This is a genomic window from Streptomyces sp. NPDC004134 (assembly GCF_042874195.1).
In the GTDB taxonomy this organism is placed as follows: domain Bacteria; phylum Actinomycetota; class Actinomycetes; order Streptomycetales; family Streptomycetaceae; genus Streptomyces.
In genome coordinates this window covers 167348-186159 of sequence record NZ_JBIAMS010000017.1, presented here as the reverse complement: position 1 = coordinate 186159, position 18812 = coordinate 167348, and the positions used below count along the sequence as shown (strand labels likewise).

The 18812-nt window shown below is 74.7% G+C and carries 15 protein-coding genes and 1 pseudogene; 7 read left to right on the top strand and 9 right to left on the bottom strand.

The genetic code is table 11. The annotated features are described in order from the left end of the window. Together ACFYVJ_RS22030 and ACFYVJ_RS22025 are read left to right on the top strand one after the other, a co-directional pair. Positions 1–96, top strand: a pseudogene (locus tag ACFYVJ_RS22030) (carbohydrate ABC transporter permease); the annotation flags it as partial. A 181-nt stretch (positions 97–277) separates the two neighbouring features. Continuing rightward, a complete protein-coding gene (locus tag ACFYVJ_RS22025) occupies positions 278–1384 on the top strand; it encodes a murein hydrolase activator EnvC family protein (protein WP_388893894.1) in 1107 nt (368 codons plus the stop codon). 3 nt (positions 1385–1387) lie between these two features. Here the strand turns inward: ACFYVJ_RS22025 and ACFYVJ_RS22020 are convergent, their stop codons facing one another. From ACFYVJ_RS22020 to ACFYVJ_RS21985, 8 genes are all read right to left on the bottom strand, one after another. Then, positions 1388–1603, bottom strand: a complete 216-nt coding sequence (locus ACFYVJ_RS22020) for a Trm112 family protein (protein WP_388893893.1) — start codon at positions 1601–1603, stop codon at positions 1388–1390. Continuing rightward, positions 1600–2718 (bottom strand): DMT family transporter, encoded by a 1119-nt coding sequence (locus tag ACFYVJ_RS22015; protein ID WP_388893892.1) that lies wholly within the window; start codon positions 2716–2718, stop codon positions 1600–1602. The genes ACFYVJ_RS22020 and ACFYVJ_RS22015 overlap by 4 nt, the downstream gene beginning before the upstream one ends. A 3-nt stretch (positions 2719–2721) precedes the next feature. Continuing rightward, complete coding sequence (locus ACFYVJ_RS22010) at positions 2722–3513, bottom strand: class I SAM-dependent methyltransferase (protein WP_388893890.1); 792 nt, start codon at positions 3511–3513, stop codon at positions 2722–2724. Then, positions 3510–4889 carry a condensation protein gene (locus ACFYVJ_RS22005; RefSeq protein ID WP_388893888.1) on the bottom strand — a complete coding sequence of 460 codons (1380 nt, stop codon included), beginning with the start codon at positions 4887–4889 and terminating at the stop codon, positions 3510–3512. Before ACFYVJ_RS22005 ends, ACFYVJ_RS22010 begins: the two co-directional genes overlap by 4 nt. Before the next feature lie 52 nt (positions 4890–4941). Beyond that, entirely contained in the window at positions 4942–9630 is a 4689-nt protein-coding gene (locus ACFYVJ_RS22000; protein WP_388893886.1) for an alpha-(1->3)-arabinofuranosyltransferase family protein, read from the bottom strand. Beyond that, positions 9627–10352 carry a class I SAM-dependent methyltransferase gene (locus tag ACFYVJ_RS21995; RefSeq protein WP_388893884.1) on the bottom strand — a complete coding sequence of 242 codons (726 nt, stop codon included), beginning with the start codon at positions 10350–10352 and terminating at the stop codon, positions 9627–9629. Before ACFYVJ_RS21995 ends, ACFYVJ_RS22000 begins: the two co-directional genes overlap by 4 nt. 5 nt (positions 10353–10357) lie before the next feature. Beyond that, complete coding sequence (locus ACFYVJ_RS21990) at positions 10358–11656, bottom strand: glycosyltransferase family 4 protein (RefSeq protein WP_388893882.1); 1299 nt, start codon at positions 11654–11656, stop codon at positions 10358–10360. 144 nt (positions 11657–11800) lie between these two features. Next, entirely contained in the window at positions 11801–12811 is a 1011-nt protein-coding gene (locus tag ACFYVJ_RS21985) for a DUF3068 domain-containing protein (RefSeq protein WP_388893880.1), read from the bottom strand. A gap of 123 nt (positions 12812–12934) precedes the next feature. Here ACFYVJ_RS21985 and ACFYVJ_RS21980 point away from each other — a divergent pair, with 123 nt between their 5' ends. Continuing rightward, the gene (locus ACFYVJ_RS21980; protein WP_018840808.1) at positions 12935–13078 is read left to right on the top strand and encodes a hypothetical protein; all 144 of its coding nucleotides are present in this window, start codon (positions 12935–12937) and stop codon (positions 13076–13078) included. A gap of 220 nt (positions 13079–13298) precedes the next feature. Here ACFYVJ_RS21980 and ACFYVJ_RS21975 read toward each other — a convergent pair whose 3' ends face one another. Continuing rightward, positions 13299–15356, bottom strand: coding sequence for a SpoIIE family protein phosphatase (locus tag ACFYVJ_RS21975; protein WP_388893878.1), 2058 nt, complete (start codon positions 15354–15356; stop codon positions 13299–13301). A gap of 119 nt (positions 15357–15475) precedes the next feature. On the opposite strand from ACFYVJ_RS21975, the gene ACFYVJ_RS21970 reads away from it, so the two are divergent. The 4 genes from ACFYVJ_RS21970 to ACFYVJ_RS21955 all read left to right on the top strand — a co-directional run bounded on the left by ACFYVJ_RS21970 (position 15476) and on the right by ACFYVJ_RS21955 (position 18707). After that, a complete protein-coding gene (locus ACFYVJ_RS21970; protein ID WP_388893876.1) occupies positions 15476–15964 on the top strand; it encodes a GNAT family N-acetyltransferase in 489 nt (162 codons plus the stop codon). 101 nt (positions 15965–16065) lie between these two features. Next, positions 16066–16845, top strand: coding sequence for an IclR family transcriptional regulator (locus ACFYVJ_RS21965; RefSeq protein ID WP_388893874.1), 780 nt, complete (start codon positions 16066–16068; stop codon positions 16843–16845). Positions 16846–16975: 130 nt separating this feature from the next. After that, positions 16976–17812: an SMP-30/gluconolactonase/LRE family protein gene (locus tag ACFYVJ_RS21960; RefSeq protein ID WP_388893904.1), complete on the top strand. Its 837-nt coding sequence runs from the start codon at positions 16976–16978 to the stop codon at positions 17810–17812. 7 nt (positions 17813–17819) lie between these two features. Beyond that, complete coding sequence (locus ACFYVJ_RS21955) at positions 17820–18707, top strand: aldo/keto reductase (protein ID WP_388893872.1); 888 nt, start codon at positions 17820–17822, stop codon at positions 18705–18707. The last annotated feature ends 105 nt before the right edge of the window (positions 18708–18812 follow it).

Here is an 18812-nt window from a genome sequence, read left to right as displayed (position 1 = left end):
GCCGCCTCCGTCGTCGCCATCATCCCCGTCGTCGTCCTCTTCGCCTTCATCGAACGACACGTCGTCTCCGGACTCACAGCCGGCTCCGTGAAATAGGGACCAGGCACCGCACCGTCCTGACCCGCACCCCGCCCGCCGGCGCCGCCGGCCGGCGGGGTGCGGCGTACCACGGCCGGGGGAGCGCGGGGGCGCGGGCGACTGCGCCGGACGGGCGATATACACCGACACCCCGTGCTTCCTGCGTCGTGCCGCGCCGTGCGTCGGTAAGTATCAGCCGATGCGACGAATTATCACACAAACAGGAGCGACCGCGGCCCTGTGCGTCGCCCTGGCCGTGCCCGCCGGCGTTCCGCACGCCGCCGCCCGTCCGGACCCGGGCGCCGACGGCAAGGCCGGGGTACGGGCGGCGCGCGGCACCGTCGACCGGCTGTTCCGGGACGCCGCCGCGGCCACCGAGCGCTACGAGGCCGCCCGCCGGGCGTCCGCCGCGCAGCGCGTGAAGATCGCCAAGCTCCAGCGGGCCGTACGCGCCAAGCACCGCAGGCTCGTCGTGCTGCGCGGCCGGATCGGGCAGCTCGCCGCCCGCCAGTACCAGTCCGGCGGCCTCGGCCCCACCGCCGCGCTGATGTCCGCGCGCACCCCCGAGGACCTGCTCGACCGGGTCTTCCTGCTCGACAAGGGCGAGCAGGCCGCGGCCGGCCTCTACCACCGCGCCGAGGAAGCCGAGCGGCGGCTCGCGGACGAGCGGGAGCGCCAGGCCGTCGCGCTCGCCGACCTCCGTGCGGAACTGCACACGCAGGCACGGGTGAAGCGGTTCATCGAGCGCAAGCTGGAGCGGGCGCAGGGCCGGCTGGACGACCTGCAGGGCGCGCGGGCCGCCCGTTCGCGCAGCTCCGACTGCCCGCGCACCGCGCGCCCCCGGGCCGTGACGCTCAGTGCGGACGGCAAGGCGCTGGCCGGCCGCAAGTGGACGGCGCCGGTGGGCCGTTACACCCTCTCCTCGCGCTTCGACCAGGCCGGCGGGATGTGGTCCTCCCGGCACACCGGCCTCGACTTCGCCGTGGCCGAGGGCAAGCCGGTGGCCAGCGTCGGCTACGGCGTCGTGTACGAGATCGGCTGCGACGACGCCTTCGGCAACTCCGTCACCGTCCGGCACGACGACGGCTACTTCACCTTCTACGCCCACCTCTCCGAGGTCCGCGCCAAGCCGGGCGAGCGGGTCTTCCCCGGCCAGCCCCTCGGCCGCGCCGGCACCACCGGCAACTCCACCGGCCCGCACCTGCACTTCGAGGTCCGGGTGACGCCGCAGTTCGGGTCGGGGATCGACCCGGAGCCGTGGCTGCGGGGCAAGGGCGTACGGCTGCGCGAGGCGCCGGCGGAGTAGGGCTCAGGCCCGGGGCTGGAGGCCGCCGGTGATCCGGTCGTGCTCCTCGTCCGACACCGTCTCGCCGGAGGACGGGAGCAACTGCGGTATGCCGTCGCGCACCGGATAGCGCCGCCGCAGCCGCGGGTTGTAGAGCGCGTCGCCGGTGTCCAGCAGGGTCAGCGGGCCCTTGTCGAGCGGGCAGACGAGGATCTTCAGCAGCGGGTCTTCGGGGTTCACGGGACGGGTCCTCCACGGTGGGGGGTCGGTACGGGGGCGGGCGGCAGCGCGGCGGGAAGCCGCCGCTCGGGCGGCCCGGGCCCGGCGCCGGTCGCGGGTGCGGGGCCGGGCGCTTCGCCGCGTACGGGCTCCGGCTCCTCGCCGCGTACGGCCCCGGGCTCGCCGTCGTCCGCGGCCTCCGGCTCCCCGTCGCGTACGGGCCCGGGGTCCTGCGCTTCGCCGGCCGGCTCCTCCGGGGCCTGCTCGTCGTGGCGCGGCAGCGCCAGCAGCACCGACACCGCCAGCGCGATCCCGCCCAGCCGCAGCAGCAGCCGCGGCGCGTCGTGCGGCAGCGGCTCGCCGAAGACGAACGTGCCCGCGGCGACGGCGTGCAGGCAGTTGGCCGTCGTGCACACCGGCACGATCAGCGACGCCCGGCAGCGCTGCAGCGCCGCCTGCGACATCACCAGCCCCGCCACCGCGGTGAACGCCAGCGTGTACGGGTACGGCGACGCCAGCAGGTCGCCCGCGGTGCCGAGCACGTCGGAGCCGGACACCAGACCCGAGACGCCCTTGATCGTCAGCGAGCTGACCCCGTACAGGAAGCCCACCCCGACCCCGTACGCGATGCCCGTCGTGGGGATCCGGTGCCGCCGCTTGGCGCGCAACTCCGCCGCCAGGTACAGCCACAGCCCCGCGGCCAGCGACGGCAGCGCGACCAGCAGGAACCGCCCGGCGGGCGCCGAGGTGCTGACCGTGTCGGCGTCCTGGTCCAGGGAGAGCACGATCATCCCCAGCGAGAGCAGGATCGCGGCCACCCCGGCCAGTTCGCGCGCGCTCAGCCGCTCGCCGAGGAACCGCGACGACAGCAGGACCAGCAGCACCAGACCGGAGACGAGGATGCCCTGCGCGGCGGCCAGCGGCAGCGTGCGGTAGCAGAGCAACTGGGCGGCGAAGCCCAGCCCCAGGCTGAGGCAGCCCGCCAGCCACAGCGGGCTGGACACCAGCACCCGCACCATGCGGGCCGGCCGCTTCACGCTCAGCTCGGGCAGCGCCGACAGGGCCCGCTTCTCCAGTACGAAGCCGCAGCTTATGAAGACGTTCGCCAGCAGCGCCGCGGCAACCCCCCACCACATCGACTACTCCCGCCTGGCGTGGACGAGCAGGATCGAGGCCAGCGACGGCGCCCGGCACAGCGCGCGGTCGAACGGCCGCAGCGGCCGGGGCACGTCGTGGTACGGCGCGCCGGCCACCTTCTCCACCGTAAAGCCGGAAGCCGCGAGAAAACCCCGGAGTGCACGGGCCGTGTAGAGCCGGAGGTGGCCGACGACCTGGTTGCCGGGGCGGCCGTGGATGCCGCGCAGGCTGACTTCCGAGAACACCGGCTGCACGCCGGCCAGCAGCAGCGCGCGGTTGTACCAGGCGGCGAGGTTGGGGGTGGACAGCAGCAGATGGCCGCCGGGCCGCAGCACGCGGCGCAGTTCGTCGAGAGCCGCGTCCGGGTCGACCAGGTGCTCCACGACCTCGCTGAACAGCACGGCGTCCGCGCTGCCCGCGGCCAGCGGCAGCCCCGCGGGCTGCGCCGCGCCGTCCGGCAGCCCGCCGCGGACGACGTGGACCCGTGTGCCGGGGGCGGCGTCGCGGGTACGGGTCCTGGCGCGGCGCAGCGCGTCGTGCGACCAGTCGACGGCGACGATGCGCTGCCCGCCGGGGCGGCGCGCGTCGAGCACCCCGGCGGCCACGGCGGCGGCGGAGCCGTCGCCGCACCCGACGTCCACGACGACCGCGGGCGCCGCGCCGGTACGGAACGGGCCCAGGGCGTCCGCCAGCATCCGCGCCTGCCGCCGGCTGCGGGCGTCGCCGGAGGCGACGGGCACGGCCGGGTTTTCGTAGAACTCCCGCAGCGAGGCGGGGGCTTCTGCCCGGCTCACGCCGGGTCCCCCGGGTCCTCCGCGCAGGCCGCGAGACCCTGCTGCATCAGCTCGCCGATCCGGACGGCCGCGGCGTGGTCGAGGAGGGCGCGGGAGTAGCGGACGGCCAGATGCAGCCGGCCCGCGGTGGACGCGGCGGTGATCGCGAGGCCGCGCGGCATCCGGGAGGGGGCGGAGACCCACACCGCGGTCGGGCGGCCGGCGGCGCCGAAGTCCAGCGGGTAGACGATGCGGCCGAGGTTGGACAGCAGGGTGGTGGACATCAGCGGTGCGGCGGCGCTGCGCAGCGTACGGGCCAGCACGCCGCGGACGCCGACCGGCAGCACCGGCGCGGTGAGCAGCACGCCGTACAGGCCCAGCGGGTGGCTCGGCTCGGACTTGAGCGCGTGCGTACGGGCCATGGTGGCGCGCAGCAGCCGTTCGACCGCCGCCCGGTCCGGCGCCTCGCCGCCGGTCAGCGCCTCCGCGTCGGCCCGCTCCTCCGGCCCGAAGCCGACCTCGGTGAGCCGGGTGCCGTTGCCGATCAGCATCTCCGCCGACTCCCGCGCGCGGTTGTCGACGGGCATGGTGATGCGCACCGGGCCGGTGCGGGTGCCGTGCGCGCGGTTCCAGCGGGCGGCGGTGAGGCAAGTGGCGACGAGGAGCTGGTCGTTGACGGTGGCGCCGTAGGAGGTGCGGCGGGGGGCGGGCAGGTCGAGCAGGAGCAGGCCGTTGCCGGTGCCGGGAGAGCCGGAAGACGACGTGTCGCCCGCGATGCGGGCGGGCCGGGCGGGGCCCGGGCGGCCGGCGTCGGCGGCCGGGGGCGGCGCGGCGGCCGCCTTCGGTCCCGTACGGGCCGGGGACTTGCCGCCGCCGGCGGCAGCCGTCCGCTGCGGTTCGCCGCCCGCGTACACCTCCGCCACCGTCGCCAGCACCCGCAGGCACGAAGGGCCGTCCATGGCCGTGTGGTTGACGGTGGTCATCAGGACCGTGCCGCCGTCCCCGGTCTCGACGGCCTCGATCCGCACCGGCGGCGCGGCGTCCAGCGGCGGGCAGTCGGTCATGGTCCGCTCGCGCGCCGCCTCCAGCACGCCGGGCCCCGCGGGCAGGAACGTCACCGGGTCGACGTCGGCCTCCGCGGTCACCTGCCACTGGTAACGCCGGTGCCACCAGCGGCTGGCGGCCTTGCGCTGCTGGAACCTGGGGTGTCGGCGCGAGGCCTCGGCGAGCGCGGTGCGCAGCCGCTCGGGCTCGAACCGCCCGGGGAAGTGGAGCTCGATGTGCACGGTCTCCGGCTCCACCGGATCCGTGCAGTGCAGCGAGACCTCGTCCACCGTGGGGAACGGGACCCGGTCCGGCGCCGCCGGAGCGGGCCGGGCGGGCTGCGTCACCGTCATCTACGCCTCTCCTTCGCGGTGGGCGCCCCGGGTGCGGGGCGCCCACCGGTGTTCACTTGCCGTTCTCCTCCCGCCGGCCGGCGGGAGTGCCGTCGTCCGGCGGGGTGTCCGCGGGGGGTGCGTCCGCGGGCGGGGTGTCCTGCACGTCGTCCGCCTGGCCGGCCGGATCCGACGACTCCGGCGACCCCGAGGACTCAGCCGGGTCCGCCGTACCGCTGAGCGGGATCGGCGGCTTGGGCACGAAGGCGTCGCGCGGCTCGTCCTGTGCGGTGCCCAGCGGCGGGGTCGCCGAGTCGTCCGCCGCCCGCTCGGTGCCGAGCGCCGGCGTCTGCTCGGCGGCGGCCGCGCCCTGGGACCTGCGCCGCCAGAACCGCTGCGTCGGCCGGTCCGGTTCCGCCTGCGCCGCGGGGGCGGCGCCGGGGTCCGCCGCGACGGCCGTACGTCCGGGCGGCCCGCCGGGCCCGGGCGGCGGACCGCCCGCGGCACCGGCCGCACCCGCCGCGGGCGCACCCGCGCCGTACGCGGGGAACGCGGCCGTCTCCGCCTCCGGGGCGACGTCCGGGCCGTACCCGGTCTCCGGCCCGGCCGGCTCCGGCCGCTCCGCGGTGACCAGCGCCGCGGCCAGCGCCAGCACGGCGAGCGCCTGCGCGACGCCGCTGAAGGCCCCCTCGTCCATGCGGACAGCCTCGCCCGCGCCGGTCAGCGCCGCAACACCCGCGCCGGCCATGGCCACCAGCGCCAGCGGCGCGAGCAGCCAGGACCGGGTCCGCGCCAGCAGCGCCAGCGCCGGCACGATCAGCGCGTAAGGACCGGCCACCACGGCGACCACGACGGTGAGCACCAGCGTGCCCAGCACCCAGCCCGGCGCCGGCGGCGCCGGCTCGGCGACGACCACCTCGCGCCGCCCGGCGCGGACGAAGGCCAGCCCGAGCAGCGCCAGGATCGCGGCGACACCGGCGAAGATCCCGGCGTCGTACCAGGCGGCCGGCTTGTACTCCAGCTTCACCTCGCCGCTCTTGTCGGCGGGCACCAGGAAGCCCTGCTGCCAGCCGTCGAGCCGCACCGACTCCAGCTCCTCGCCGTCGAGCGTGGCCTTCCAGCCGTCGTTGTAGTTCTCGTACGTCGTGAGGTACGCGTCCTGGCCCTCGCCGACCGTGACGGCGCGCTCGTCGCCCGCCCAGTCGGTGGCTTCCACGTCGCGCCCCGCGGCCGCCGCGGCGGGCTCGCCGCGCGTCAGCGTCAGGTCGGTGACCGCCAGCGCCTCGCCGTCGCCCGCGGCGACCGCGTGCCGGCCGGCGGCCAACTGCACGGGACCCGCGGTCTCGCCGTCGCCCGGGCACAGCTCGATGTCGACGGGCCGGCGGTCGACCAGGTCGCCCAGCGTGCCCTCGGCGCGGGTGTTGAGCAACTGCCCGTCCACGGACACCACGGGGCCGCTGCCGCACTCCAGCTCGAACGGCTTGTCCTTCTTGACCGGCTTGGTGCGCAGGTCCTCCTCCGCGTCCTCGCCGAGCGCCGGCACGTAGACCTCGGTGAGGCCCACGGGCAGTTGCACGTCGCGGTCCGCGAACGGGTTGTGCACGGAAAGCGCCTCGGTCTCGGTGACCTTGATGTCGAGCCTGTCGGTCGTCACCGGCGGGATCCGCACCCAGCCGTTGTCGTCCACGCCCACGGTCTGCGCCCCGGTCGGGGTGCTCACCTCGACCTCGGTCGGCCGCGCCGACAGGCCGCCGGCGGGCGCGAGCACGAACTCGCTGATCTCGGTGGCCTCCGGCCAGGTCAGCGTCAGCGACTGGTCCGTCCCGGCGATCCAGGCCGTGGTCAGGTCCTCGTCGACCAGGTTGCGCGGGCTCAACTGCGGGCTCAGCGGCAGCGTGGAGCCCGCGGTGACGTTGATCCGCTCCTCCGGCAGCGCGCTCAGGTCGTCGAGCAGCGCGTCGAGTTCCGGCCCCTGCACGGGCAGCGCCTTGCCGGTGACGGTGTACTCGCCCTCCCCGGACTCGAAGCGCCGCTGCAGACCCGTCTCAGCCGCGGCCGGGTTGAGGCCGCCGAGGTCGCTGCCGCGGTGCAGCGAGATCTGCTCCGCGTCCGCGGTGACCTGCTTGGCGTCCGCGGGCAGCCGGAGCTGCCTGCTGACCGGCGAGACGCCGGGGATCTCGACCTCGGCGAAGCCGGCGCCGGCGAAGCCGGTGCGGACGCCCTCGGTCTTGCGGATGGTGATCCGCAGCCAGTCCGCCTGCCCCTCGGGGGACTTGACGGTCTGCGTCCTGCCGCCGGCCTGCAGCGTGCTGACCTCGCTGCCCCGCGGGGTCTCCACCTCGACCTCGACGGGCTCGGGCCGGATGCCGCCGCCGGGCAGCGGGGTCAGGTCGAGCGTGCCCTCCAGGTTCGTGGGCTCGGTGAAGTCGATCTGCAGCCACTCGCCCTTGGACGTGTCCGGGTTGCCCTCGGCCCAGCCGGTCTGCGGCACGCCGTCGAAGGCGTTGACGGGGTCGAACTGCGGCAGGTGGAACATCCAGTTGCCGCTGGTCGACGCGGTCACCGAGGCGGCGCCGTCGAGGACGGCGGTCGTCTGGTGCTCGGTGCCCTTCTCCGGCACGATCATCCGCGGCTCGTCACCGGGGTCCTGGAGGCTCTCCTCCGGGTTCTTCTCGTCCTCGGTGTAGGTGTACGAGGTGTTGTTGTTGACCACGCCGAACCGGGTGTCCGCCCGGCGCAGCCCGTCGGCCTGCACCTTGACCGCCGGCTCCTCGACGCCCGGGTGGTCGTCGCCCGCGAGCACCGCGGGCCGGCCCTGCCAGTCGGGGTCGGCGGAGAGCTGCAGCAGCGACTCCGGGCCGCCGCTGAGGACGGCGGTGTCGGCGGCGTTGAGCGCGCCGGCAGGACCCGGGCGCAGGTCCTCGCCGTCGGCCGGCTGGAAGATCTCCACCGCCCGCTGGCGCGAGAACAGCCCCTCGATCTGCAGCGGCGTGCCCTCGGGGATGCGGCCGCCGGTCAGCTCGGGGCCGAACTCGGCGACCTTCTCGTAGCCGGAGGAGGTGAGCGTCTGCTTCACGGTGGTCGGCGGGACGTAGCCGACCTGGTCGGGGTCGAGGTCGTTGCGTACGACGACGTAGTGCAGGCCCGCGCGGGCCAGGAACGCCTGGAGGCCCGGCACTTCGCCGCCGGTCATCAGCGCCTGGTCGACGGCGTCCATCGCCCGGCGCGAACCCGCCGTGCCGAACGGCACGTAGTCGCGCTGCGCCCAGCGGGACTCGGCGAGGACGTCCAGCGGCTGGTCGATCGGCTTGCCCCACTCGTACGTGCCGTGCGCGGTCGCCGGCACCACGAGGGCCCGGCTGTCGGGGGAGTACTCCTCCAGCCAGTCCGCCGTCTGCTCCCAGTGCCGGGGCAGCTTGTCGAACGCGCCCGGCTGGAGCACGTCGCCGTTGGCGTACGGCAGCAGCAGGCCCGGCAGCACGACGAGGGCCGCGATCGCGGGCACCCACGCGCTGCGCCGCGGGTTGGCGCGGGTGCCGCGGCGCTCGGCGGCGACGGCGACGAAGTGCGCGAGACCCAGGGCGAGCGCGAGGGCCAGGCCCGGCTGGAACTTGTAGATGTTGCGGAACGGGCTCAGCCAACTGTCCAGCGCGTCCTGCACGCTGCCGGAGAACGGGGCGCCCAGCGCGCCGCCGTAGCCGGCCAGGGTGACCAGCGCGACGACCATCACGGTCAGCACCAGCCAGCGCCGCTCGGGCAGGTCACGCCGGGCCAGGCCCGCCAGGCCCAGTCCTGCGGCGAGCACGGAGGAAAGGATCGGCAGCCAGCCGGTGGCCACGGTCCAGCCGCCGGGCAGCCACGCCTCGCCGAAGTTCAGGTACGCGACCCAGTTGCCGGTGCCGCGCAGCACCTCGGTCGCCGACATCGTGGTCGTGGTGTTGTGCGCGGTCTCGATGAACGGCAGGAAGTTCTCGCCGTAGACGCCGAGGAGCAGCAGCGGCACGATCCACCACAGGCACGCCAGCAGCACCCCGGGCAGCCACCACGCCAGCAGCTTGGTGCGGCGGGAGCCGGTGCGGGTGCACACGTACAGCAGCGCGGGCAGCAGCGCGGCCAGCGTGGAGGCCGCGTTGACGCCGCCCATGAACGGGATGATCAGCGCAGAACGGGCGGCCGCGACCCGCGGCGTCAGCCGCTCGTCGAGCAGCGGCAGCAGCACCCACGGCAGGATCGCGCCGGGCAGCGCGCCGGCGGAGGTGGAGCCCACGATGATGGTGAACACGGGCCACAGCGCGTACGCGACGGCGCCCAGCACCCGGGTCCCCGGGGTGCCGAAGCCCAGCCTGTCGGCCAGCTTCAGCGCGCCCCAGAACGCGGCGGTGACCACGAGCGACAGCCACAGCCGCTCGGCCAGCCACGTCGGCATCTGCGCCGCGTCGGTGAGCAGGTAGTACGGCAGCATCGGGAAGGCGTAGCCGAAGTACTGGTCGTGGATGCCGCCGAAGCCGTTCTGGTCGTGCCACAGCTCGCCCAGGTCGCCGGCGAACTTCCACGGGTCGACCACCACGCCGAGCTTCGTCTCGAACGTCGTCTTCCCCGCCGAGGGGATGAGCCAGGCGACGAAGGCGAACGCCCAGAAGCCGAGCGGCCAGCGCCAACTGCGCCGGCTCTCGGGCGGCCGCGCCCCTGCCGGCCCCGAGGGGGGCGGTGGTGAGTAGGGCCGGCCGGGCGTGGCCGGCTGCGCGGGGAGCGTGGAGGTCATGGGCACCGCCGGAGTATGAGAAGAAGGTTCCAGGTGGCGAACTCGCGTACGCCGGGGACACGGACGACGGCCTCGGCGAGGAAGGGCCAGTAACGGGACCGGGCCGCGACGACCTCGACGTCGTCCCGGGCCCGTACCGCCTTGAGCGTGGGGCCTATGTGGATGGGGAAGAGGTTCTCGCCCAGGGTGTGCTTCGGGTCGCGCCCGGTGCGCCGCGTGTAGCGGCGGCGCGCCCGGTCCGCGCCCAGGTAGTGCCAGGGCGCCTGCTCGTGGCCGCCCCAGGGGGAGAGCCAGTTGGTGAACGCCACGTACAGCAGGCCGCCGGGCTTGGTGACCCGGATCAGCTCGCTGAGGAAGGTCTCGGGGTCGGCGACATGCTCCAGCACGTTGGAGGAGAACGCGACGTCGGCGACGCCGTCCGCGAGCGGCAGCAGATAGCCGTCGGCGACCACCGCACCGGTGGTCACGTCGGAGCCGGCCGCCATCTCGCCGGCGTCGCAGTCGAAGAGGTACGCCTCGGCCCCGCGGCTGCGGAACTCCTCCGTGAACCAGCCCCCGCCGCCGCCGACGTCGACGACCAGCCGGCCCTTGAGCGGCGTGATCCGCTCGACCTGGTCGGCCGCGTCCCGCGCCAGCAGGCCGTACGCGCGGGCGGGGTCCTCCTGCTCCTTCATGAAGGCGCGGAAGAGGGTGGCCGAGCGCCGGATGGAGGGGTCGCGCACTGCCGTCACCCTCCCCGCTTGTCGTGCTGCCCGGCGCGGGCGAGCGCCTCGTCGGCGACGGCGCGGAAGTCGCGTACCGTCGCCTCCCAGCTCAGCCGGGTGGCGCGCCGCCTGGCCGCGGCGCCGAGGGCGGTGCGCCGCTCCTCGCTGAGCGCCAGCGCGCACCAGTGGGCGGCGAACGCGCTCTCGCCGCGGGCCAGCATGCCGGTGTCGCCGTCGCGGATGGAGTCGCGCAGGCCGGGGATGTCGAAGCCGATCGCGGGCGTGCCGCGTACCGCGGCCTCGGTCACCACCAGGCCCCAGCCCTCGACGAGGGAGGGGTGCAGCAGCAGCCAGGAGGAGGCGAGGAGGCGGTGCTTCTCGCCCTCGGAGACATGACCGGCGAACTCCACGCCGGGACCCGCCATCGCTTCGAGCCGGCCGCGCTCGGGCCCGGTGCCGACGATGACCAGCCGGCCGCCGGTGACCGGGCGTACCCGCTCCCACAGCCGCAGCAGCAGGTCGATGCGCTTGTACTCCACCAGCCGGCCCATTGCCAGGAACAGCGGCTCGGGCGACTTCTGCGGCAGCGGGCCCGGGTCCTCGACGCCGTTGTGGACGACCCGTATCCGCTTGGGGTCGACGCCTATGTTGCGCAGCGCGGTGGCGGTGGAGGAGGAGACGGCGACCAGGAGGTTGCCGCGGTGCGCGCCGGCGAGCGCCCAGTGCTCCAGCCGGCGGCCGAGGCGGGCGAGGGGGCCGGGGTAGCGCATCGCCCACAGCTCGGTGTGCACGTGGTTGACGAGGCAGAGCGACGGTCCGCTGTGCCACAGCGGCGCCAGGTAGGGCATGCCGTTGCAGACCTCGACCAGCAGGTCGGTGCCGCCGACGTGGCGGGACAGGGCGCGGCGCGCGCGCAGGAAGTGGCCGGCGTCGCCGCCCGCGGAGACGACGCGGTAGTCGCGGTACGCGGCCGGGCCGCCGCAGACGAGGGTCACCTGGTGGCCGTGGTCGGTCAGCCCGCCTGCCAGCCGGTCCACGAGCAGTTCCGAGCCGCCCGCGGCCGGGTTGCCGAGGTCGCGCCGGGCGAGGAAGGTGATCCGCCGGGCGGCGTGATCGCTGCCGTGGCCCTCGCCGCCGCGGCCGTCGGCCGCGCGGGTGCCGGCGGCACGGACGCCGCGGTCCTCGGGGCCGCGGGTGCCGCGGTGCCGGCCGTCGTGGCCTTCCGTGCCGCGGCTCGCGGGCACGCCGGCGGTCCCGGCCGGGTGCGGGTGCGTACGCCGGAGCGCGTCCGCGTCCAGGGACGGGGGTACGTGCTGGGGCATCGGTGCTCCAACTCGTCTCAGGGTGCGGGCGGGTGGTTCAGGGCCGTTCGTGGGGTGCGGCATGGCGGTCGGGTGGACGGGGGCGACGGGGACGCCGGCCGGGGGGACCGGCGTCCCCGCCACGGGGGTGGGGGGTGAGGGGCATCAGGCCGCGACCGGCTGGGGCGGGACGCCGTCCGGCTCCCGGTCGTGGTCCGGCTCGTCCCGCCGGCCGCCGCGGGCCAGCAGCACGGCACCGGCGCCCGCGAGTACGAAACCGGCCACCAGCGCGAGGACCGGCAGGGTCTCGCCGACCAGCTTCAGCCTGCTGCTGTCCTCGTCCGCGAGGTCGACCTGCTCCTTCTGGGTCTCCTCGGTGAACGCGATGCCGTCGCTCTGCAGCAGCGTGACCTCGTCGGTGCCGCCGCCGGGCTGGCGCAGCGTCTTCTTCGGCGCGATGGAGGCGTAGATGATGCGGCCGGTGCGCTCGTCCGCGACCAGCTCGATCTTCTCGTTGGCGTACCACTCGTCGGCGAACACCTGCTCCTTGTCGGGCAGTCCGACCATCACGCCCGGCACCTGCCGGGTGCCGGTCTTGACGGGCTCGATCTCGCCGGTGAAGGCGAGCCCGGTGTAGCCCTGGATCTCCCGCTCGCCGTCGTACTTCAGCGCCACGGTGTCCTGGGCGGTGCTGTCCCACCAGCGGTACGTGCGCTTCTCGACGTCGAAGGGGAACTTCAGGTACGCGTCGCCGCCGAACCGGTTGCCGTCCACGCCGGTGAACTCGTCGCAGCAGTGCTCCGGCGCGTTCGTCTCGCGGTTCATGACCCAGCGCTCGGTGGTGTACTGGAACGCGCGGCGCGGGTCGTCGATCTCCCGGGTCAGCGGGGTGTCGATGGTGGTGGCGGCGTCCCAGACGGCGGTGTCGTCGTCGCCCGCCGCCACGTCGCCCAGCACCCGCCGGACGATCGTCAGCTCCTGGTTGTCCCGTTCCTTCTGGTTCTCGGTGTCGTAGAAGGTGCCGGTGCCCTCGTAGCGCGTCGTCGAGTCGATGTCGACGGGATTCAGCTTGGCCCGCGGCTCGACGTAGAACGCGAGCATGGGGGCGAGCACGAGCAGGAAGACGCCCAACCCCAGCAGGATGAGGGACAGGGGTGACGCGGTACGGCGGCTCATGCTGCACTCCCGGCAGGGGCTGGTTTACGACGCTGGTTTTGTCACCGCGGTGCAAGTTCTACGGGTCGGTAACGTAAGGCTGTGCTTGACAGGGTGTCAATGCTGCTCCCACACTCAGCGTCCATGCAGAACCGACTGGTAGCCGCCGTGGTGACCAGCGTCGCCGCCGCCGCTCTCGCCGTGGGCGCCGCCCTCGGCCTGGTGGCCGCGCTGAACGCCACGCCGGAGCAGCCCAACGTCCCGCTCATCAGCTTCGACGGTCGCTGACCTGGTATTCGTCCCCGCCGCGGAGGCCGCGGCGGGGGCTTTGCCACGCCCGGACCTCGGGTGGCGCGCAGGTGACGACACGCCGAGGACACGGTGTCGTATCGATGTCCAAAAATTGTCGACCAGGTGACAAGTAGTCACCGTCCGCTGGCGCGACGCACCGGTGTGCGGCGGCGGTACGCGGTACGCGCCGCGCCCCGCGCCCGCGCCGTGGCGGGCGTCAGCCGAACTCGGCCCAGACGCACTTGTCGTTTCCGCGCGGCTCCACGCCCCACACGTCCGCCAGCCGGTCCACCAGCAGCAGCCCGCGGCCCGAGACGCCCGCTTCGCCCGGTTCGCGGCGGTGGGGCAGCGCACTGGAGCGGTCCTCGACCTCGACGCGCAACCTGCGCTCCGGCGTACTCAGCGGGCGGATGGTCACGATCGCGGGACCGTCGGTGTGCAGCAGCGCGTTGGTGATCAGCTCGTCGGAGACCAGCTCGATCTCGTCCGCCCGCTCGCCCGCGCCCCAGGAGCGCACCGCGCTGCGGATCATGTGCCGGGCGGCGGAGAGCGCGTCGGGGTCGGAGGGCGGGATGTACTGGCGCAGCCGGCTGCCGGGCTGCGCGGTGTCGCCCGCGGTGCGGCGCAGCATCACCAGCGCCATGTCGTCCTCGACCTGCCGCTCGTCCACCACGTCGCAGAGCCGGTCCGACAGTTCGTCGATGTCGCGCGGCCCGGTGCGTACCAGCTCGGCGAGCTGCGCCATGCCCTCGTCCAGGTCGGTGCCGGGGACCTCCACCAGGCCGTCGGTGTACATGAGCAGCGCGTCGCCCGGGTCGAGGACCATGGTCGTCACCGGGTAGTCCAGCGGCCCGAACGTCGCGGAGAGCCCGAGCGGCAGCCCGCCGGGGACCGGCAGCACGCGGCAGCCGCCGTCCGCGTGCCGCACCAGCGGGTCGATGTGGCCGGCCCGGACCAGTTGCAGGGCGCCGGTCGACAGGTCGATCTCGGCGTACGTGCAGGTGGCGAAGCGCTCGGTCTCCAGCTCCCGCAGGAACTCCGAGGCCCGGGCCATCACGGTGGCCGGCGCGTGCCCCTCGCCCGCGTACGCCCGCAGCACGATGCGCAGTTGGCCCATCACCGCGGCGGCCTGGGTGTCGTGGCCCTGGACGTCGCCGATGACGACGCCGACCCGGCCGCCGGGCAGCGCGATCACGTCGTACCAGTCGCCGCCGATGCCCTGTCCCTCGTGCGCCGCCCGGTAGCGCACGGCGACCTCCGCGCCCGGCACCTCGGGGATGCTGCGCGGCAGCATGGCCTGCTGGAGGTCCTCGGCCAGCCCGTGCTCGCGGTCGTGCAGCTTGGCGCGCTGGAGGCTCTGCCCGATGCCGCTGCTCAGCGAGACCAGCAGGTTGCGCTCCTCCGGCGAGAAGGCGCCCTTGTCGCGGTAGGAGAGCCCGAGCGCGCCGATGACGCGCCCCTCGGCGATCAGCGGCAGATACGCGGCGCAGTCGATGCCCAGGGACTCCGCGTACGGGTAGAGCCGCGGGTACGCGGCGGCGAACTCGGCCCGGGAGAGCACCAGCCGCGGCCGGCCCGTGCGCACCACCTCGCTCAGCGGCAGCCCGGGCTCGTCGACCCGGGTGAAGTCCGCGAGCTGCACCTCCGTACCTTCACCCATGGTGATGATCTGGATCCGCCCGGCGTCGACCAACCCCAGCACCATGTTCACCGCGCCGAGCCTGGCCAGCCCCTCCTCGCCGCCGAGCACGCCGATCACGTCGTGCACGGTGGTGGCGTTCGCCAGCGCCGCGGTGGTCTGCTGCACGACGCCCGTCTGCCGGCGGCGCTCCTGGTCCAGCGCGAACTGCTGCGCGGAGTAGTTCAGCTCCAGCGTCGCGTCGCGGACCATGCCCACCACGCGGTGCGCGCGGCCGCCGTCGTCGCGCAGGATCGCGGCCTGGGTGTGCGTCAGCCGGGACGTGCCGTCGCGTAGCTGAACGCGCAGGTAGGCGCTGTAGGCGGGGCGGCCCTGGGCGATGGCCCGGGAGATCAGCGCGTCGAGCCGCGCGCCCTCCTCCTTGGTGATGCGCGAGCCCAGCGACTGCGGGTCGCCGTCGTACTCGTCCGCCCGCAGGTCGAAGACCCGCAGCGCCCCGTCGTCCAGGTGCATCTGCCCGCCGTCGAGGTCCCAGTCGAAGCTGCCCATGCGGTTCAGCTCCATACTGACCACCGCGGGCGCGGGCCAGTCGCCTGCCTCCGGGGCCGGCGCCGCCGTGCCTCCCCGCTCGCTCATGCTGTTACTTTCGCACTTTTTGTACGGATATTCGAGTGATGGGCCATTCTACGCCCCGCGGAGCGGCCCGCCGAACAAAGCGGTGGCGCCGCCGACCGCCGCCCCGGCATGCTGACCCCATGCTGATCAGGGACGCCACCGCCGACGACTGGCCCGCCGTCTGGCCGTTCTTCCACCGGATCGTCGCCGCCGGCGAGACCTACCCCTACCCGCTGGACATGAGCGCCGAGCAGGGCCGCGAGGTGTGGCTGCCGCCGCCCCCGGACCGTACGACCGTCGCCATCGACGACGAGGGCCTGATCGTGGGCTCGGCGAAGATGAACGCCAACCGGCAGGGCAACGGCGACCACGTCGCCAGCGCGAGCTACATGGTCGACCCGGACCGGCATGCGCGCGGCGTCGGCCGCGCGCTGTGCGAGGACTCGCTGCGCTGGGCCCGCGCCCGCGGCTTCCTCTCCATGGAGTTCAATGCCGTGGTGGAGACGAACATCCACGCCGTGAAGCTCTACGAGTCCCTCGGCTTCCGCATCACCGGCACCCAGCCGCGCGCCTTCCGCCACCCCAGCGAGGGCCTGGTCGGCCTGCACTGCATGCACGTCGATCTCTGACTCCGGTCCCCATTGCCCGCCGTGGGGGCGGGGGTTACGCTGCGTTCGTCATTTCGATAACTGGTCGAGATTTCGGACCTTCGAGGGGTGGGTGAGCGCGCATGGGGCGACTCGTACCGGCCGTGACGCGCGCCCTCGACATCCTAGAGCTCTTCCTCGACCGGGACACGACGCTCTCCGCCCCCGAGATCACCCGCAAGCTGGGCCTGCCCAGGACCACGGTGCACGAACTGGTCACCACCCTGGCCGCCCGCTCGTACCTCGGCTCCGTCCCCGGCCAGCCCGGGCGCTACCGGCTGGGGGTGCGCACGTACCAGCTCGGCAGCACCTTCGGCGAGCAGCTCGACCTCGCCGCCGAGGGCCGGGAGGTCGCCCGCGAGGTCGCCGAGACCTGCGACGAGACCGTGCACATCGCGATCCTCGAGGACACCGACGTCATCTACATCGCGAAGGTCGACAGCACCCGCGCGGTCCGGATGGTCTCCGCCACCGGCCGCCGGCTGCCCGCGCACTGCACCGCCGTCGGCAAGATGCTCCTCGCCTCGCTGCCCGAACAGGCCCTCGACGCACGGCTGCCGGAGCACCGGCCGCTGGTCGCGATGACGGACCGCAGCCTCACCTCCGTACGCGACCTGCGCCGCCACCTCGCCGGGGTGCGCGAGCGCGGCATCGCCGTCGAGGAGCGCGAGTCCAACCCGGACGTGAGCTGCGTGGCGGCGCCGGTGCGCGACTCCGCGGGCCGGGTGGTCGCGGCGCTCAGCATCTCCGTGCCGATGATCCGCTGGAGCGGGGAGCGCAGGGACGAACTGGCGGAGCTGGCCGCGAAGGGCGCGGGCCGGCTGTCGGAGCGCCTGGGCCACCGGGGCGGCGGGGCCGGGTGAGCCGTGGGCGCGGCCGGGACGGCGGCCCTGGGCGTACCCGGGACGCGGGCCAGGGGCGTACGCGGGAAGTGAGCCGGGGACGCACCCGGAGACGAGAGCCGGGGCGTACCCGGGAAGGAGCCGGATGACGATGCTGGACGTGGCCGTACGCACGCGCGCCGAGCTGGGCGAGGGACCCACGTGGGACCCCGCGGCCGGCCGGCTGATCTGGGTCGACATCCTGGGCGCCCGCATCCACGCCTACGACCCGGCCACCGGCAGGCGCACCGTGCAGACCACCGAGCAGCACGTCGGGTCGGCCAAGCCGCGTGCCGGCGGCGCCGGTTACGTCGTCAACCTGCGCGACGGCGTCGGGCTCTACGACGCGGACGGCGCGTTCCGCTGGCTCGTCCACGAGCCGGTCGCCGGCCGCCGCGGCAACGAGGCGATGGTCGCCCCGGACGGCGCCCTGTGGGCCGGCACCATGCGCTACGACTCCGCCACCGGCGGCGGCACCCTGGCCCGCGTCACCGGCGACGGCGCGCAGACGGTCGTCCTGGACGACGTCACCGTCAGCAACGGCACCGGCTGGAGCCCGGACGGCCGGCTCATGTACTACGCCGACACCCCCACGGGCCGCATCGACGTCTTCGACACCGACGGCGCAGGGGTCACGGGCCGGCGCCTGTTCGCCGCCGTGGAGGACACCCCGGGCTCGCCCGACGGGCTGTGCGTGGACGCCGAGGGATACGTGTGGGTGGCGCTGTGGGACGGCGCCGCCGTGCGCCGGTACGCCCCGGACGGCACCCTGGACCGCACCGTGGAGGTGCCCGTACGCCGCCCCACCTCCTGCGCGTTCGGCGGTCCCGATCTGACCGACCTCTACGTCACCTCCTCGTCCCTGGCGGACCCCCACCCGCTTGCGGGTTCCGTCCTGGTACTGCCGGACGCGGGCCGCGGGCTGCCGCAGGCACCGTTCGAGGGGTGAGGCAGGGATGACCGCGGAGACGACGGCGAAGACGTTCCGTATCGGCGGGGACCTGGAGGTCGGCCGGCTCGGGTTCGGCGCGATGCAGTTGCCGGCCGGGCCCGCGGACGCGCGGGCGGCGTCGGTGGCGGTGGCGCGGCGGGCGGTGGAGCTGGGCGTCACGCTGATCGACACGGCGCACCTGTACGGCGGCGGGGCCAACGAGGAACTGCTCGCCGAGGCGCTGTACCCGTACCCCGAGGGGCTGTTGATCACCACGAAGGTCGGCGTCGCCCGCTCCGCCGAGACGGGCGAGTGGGGCCTGGACGGCCGGCCCGAGGTGCTGCGCGAGCAGGTGGACCACGCCCTGCGGCGGCTGCGGGTGGAGCGGATCGAGCTGCTGCAACTGCACCGCATCGACCCGGAGGTGGACCTCGCCGAGCAGTTGGGCGCGCTGCGCGAGTTGCAGGAGGCGGGGAAGGTCGGGCGGCTGGGCCTGTCGGAGGTGACGGCCGGGGAGCTGGCGCGGGCGCGGGAGCTGGTGGACGTCGCGAGCGTGCAGAACCGCTACAGCGTCGGCGACCGGGAGCACGAGGCGGTGCTCGACGCCTGCGCGGCGGCGGGGATCGCCTTCCTGCCGTGGCGCCCGGTGCTGGGCGCGGTGCCGCCGGCGGACGCCGCGGACGCTCCGGACGCGGACGGCCCCGAGGCTCCGTACCGGGTGATCGGGGCGGTGGCCCGCGAACTCGGCGCGACGCCGGTGCAGGTCGCGCTGGCCTGGCTGCTGGCGCACTCGCCGGTGGTGCTGCCGATCCCGGGGACGGCGAAGGCCGGGCATCTGGAGGAGAACGTCGCGGCGGCGGACGTGCGGCTGGCGCCGGCGCATCTGGCGCGGCTGGACGGGCTGTCGCCGTAAGGCCCGCGGGGCCGCGGCCCCCGATTTCTGAAATCGATTGCGTGCCGGGGGGCTTGACAGCCCGGTCGTCCAACTCCCGTTCTGTACGCACCCCTTGACCGGCCC

What these genes read in the sequence shown, in the direction of transcription:
- ACFYVJ_RS22015 (WP_388893892.1), bottom strand. Translation starts at nt 2,718, where the DNA reads ATGTGGTGGGGGGTTGCCGCGGCGCTGCTGGCGAACGTCTTCATAAGC.
- ACFYVJ_RS21980 (WP_018840808.1), top strand. Translation starts at nt 12,935, where the DNA reads ATGCAGAACCGACTGGTAGCCGCCGTGGTGACCAGCGTCGCCGCCGCC.
- ACFYVJ_RS22000 (WP_388893886.1), bottom strand. Translation starts at nt 9,630, where the DNA reads ATGACCTCCACGCTCCCCGCGCAGCCGGCCACGCCCGGCCGGCCCTAC.
- ACFYVJ_RS22005 (WP_388893888.1), bottom strand. Translation starts at nt 4,889, where the DNA reads ATGACGGTGACGCAGCCCGCCCGGCCCGCTCCGGCGGCGCCGGACCGG.
- ACFYVJ_RS21975 (WP_388893878.1), bottom strand. Translation starts at nt 15,356, where the DNA reads ATGAGCGAGCGGGGAGGCACGGCGGCGCCGGCCCCGGAGGCAGGCGAC.
- ACFYVJ_RS21955 (WP_388893872.1), top strand. Translation starts at nt 17,820, where the DNA reads ATGACCGCGGAGACGACGGCGAAGACGTTCCGTATCGGCGGGGACCTG.
- ACFYVJ_RS21985 (WP_388893880.1), bottom strand. Translation starts at nt 12,811, where the DNA reads ATGAGCCGCCGTACCGCGTCACCCCTGTCCCTCATCCTGCTGGGGTTG.
- ACFYVJ_RS21965 (WP_388893874.1), top strand. Translation starts at nt 16,066, where the DNA reads ATGGGGCGACTCGTACCGGCCGTGACGCGCGCCCTCGACATCCTAGAG.
- ACFYVJ_RS22025 (WP_388893894.1), top strand. Translation starts at nt 278, where the DNA reads ATGCGACGAATTATCACACAAACAGGAGCGACCGCGGCCCTGTGCGTC.
- ACFYVJ_RS21970 (WP_388893876.1), top strand. Translation starts at nt 15,476, where the DNA reads ATGCTGATCAGGGACGCCACCGCCGACGACTGGCCCGCCGTCTGGCCG.
- ACFYVJ_RS21960 (WP_388893904.1), top strand. Translation starts at nt 16,976, where the DNA reads ATGCTGGACGTGGCCGTACGCACGCGCGCCGAGCTGGGCGAGGGACCC.
- ACFYVJ_RS21990 (WP_388893882.1), bottom strand. Translation starts at nt 11,656, where the DNA reads ATGCCCCAGCACGTACCCCCGTCCCTGGACGCGGACGCGCTCCGGCGT.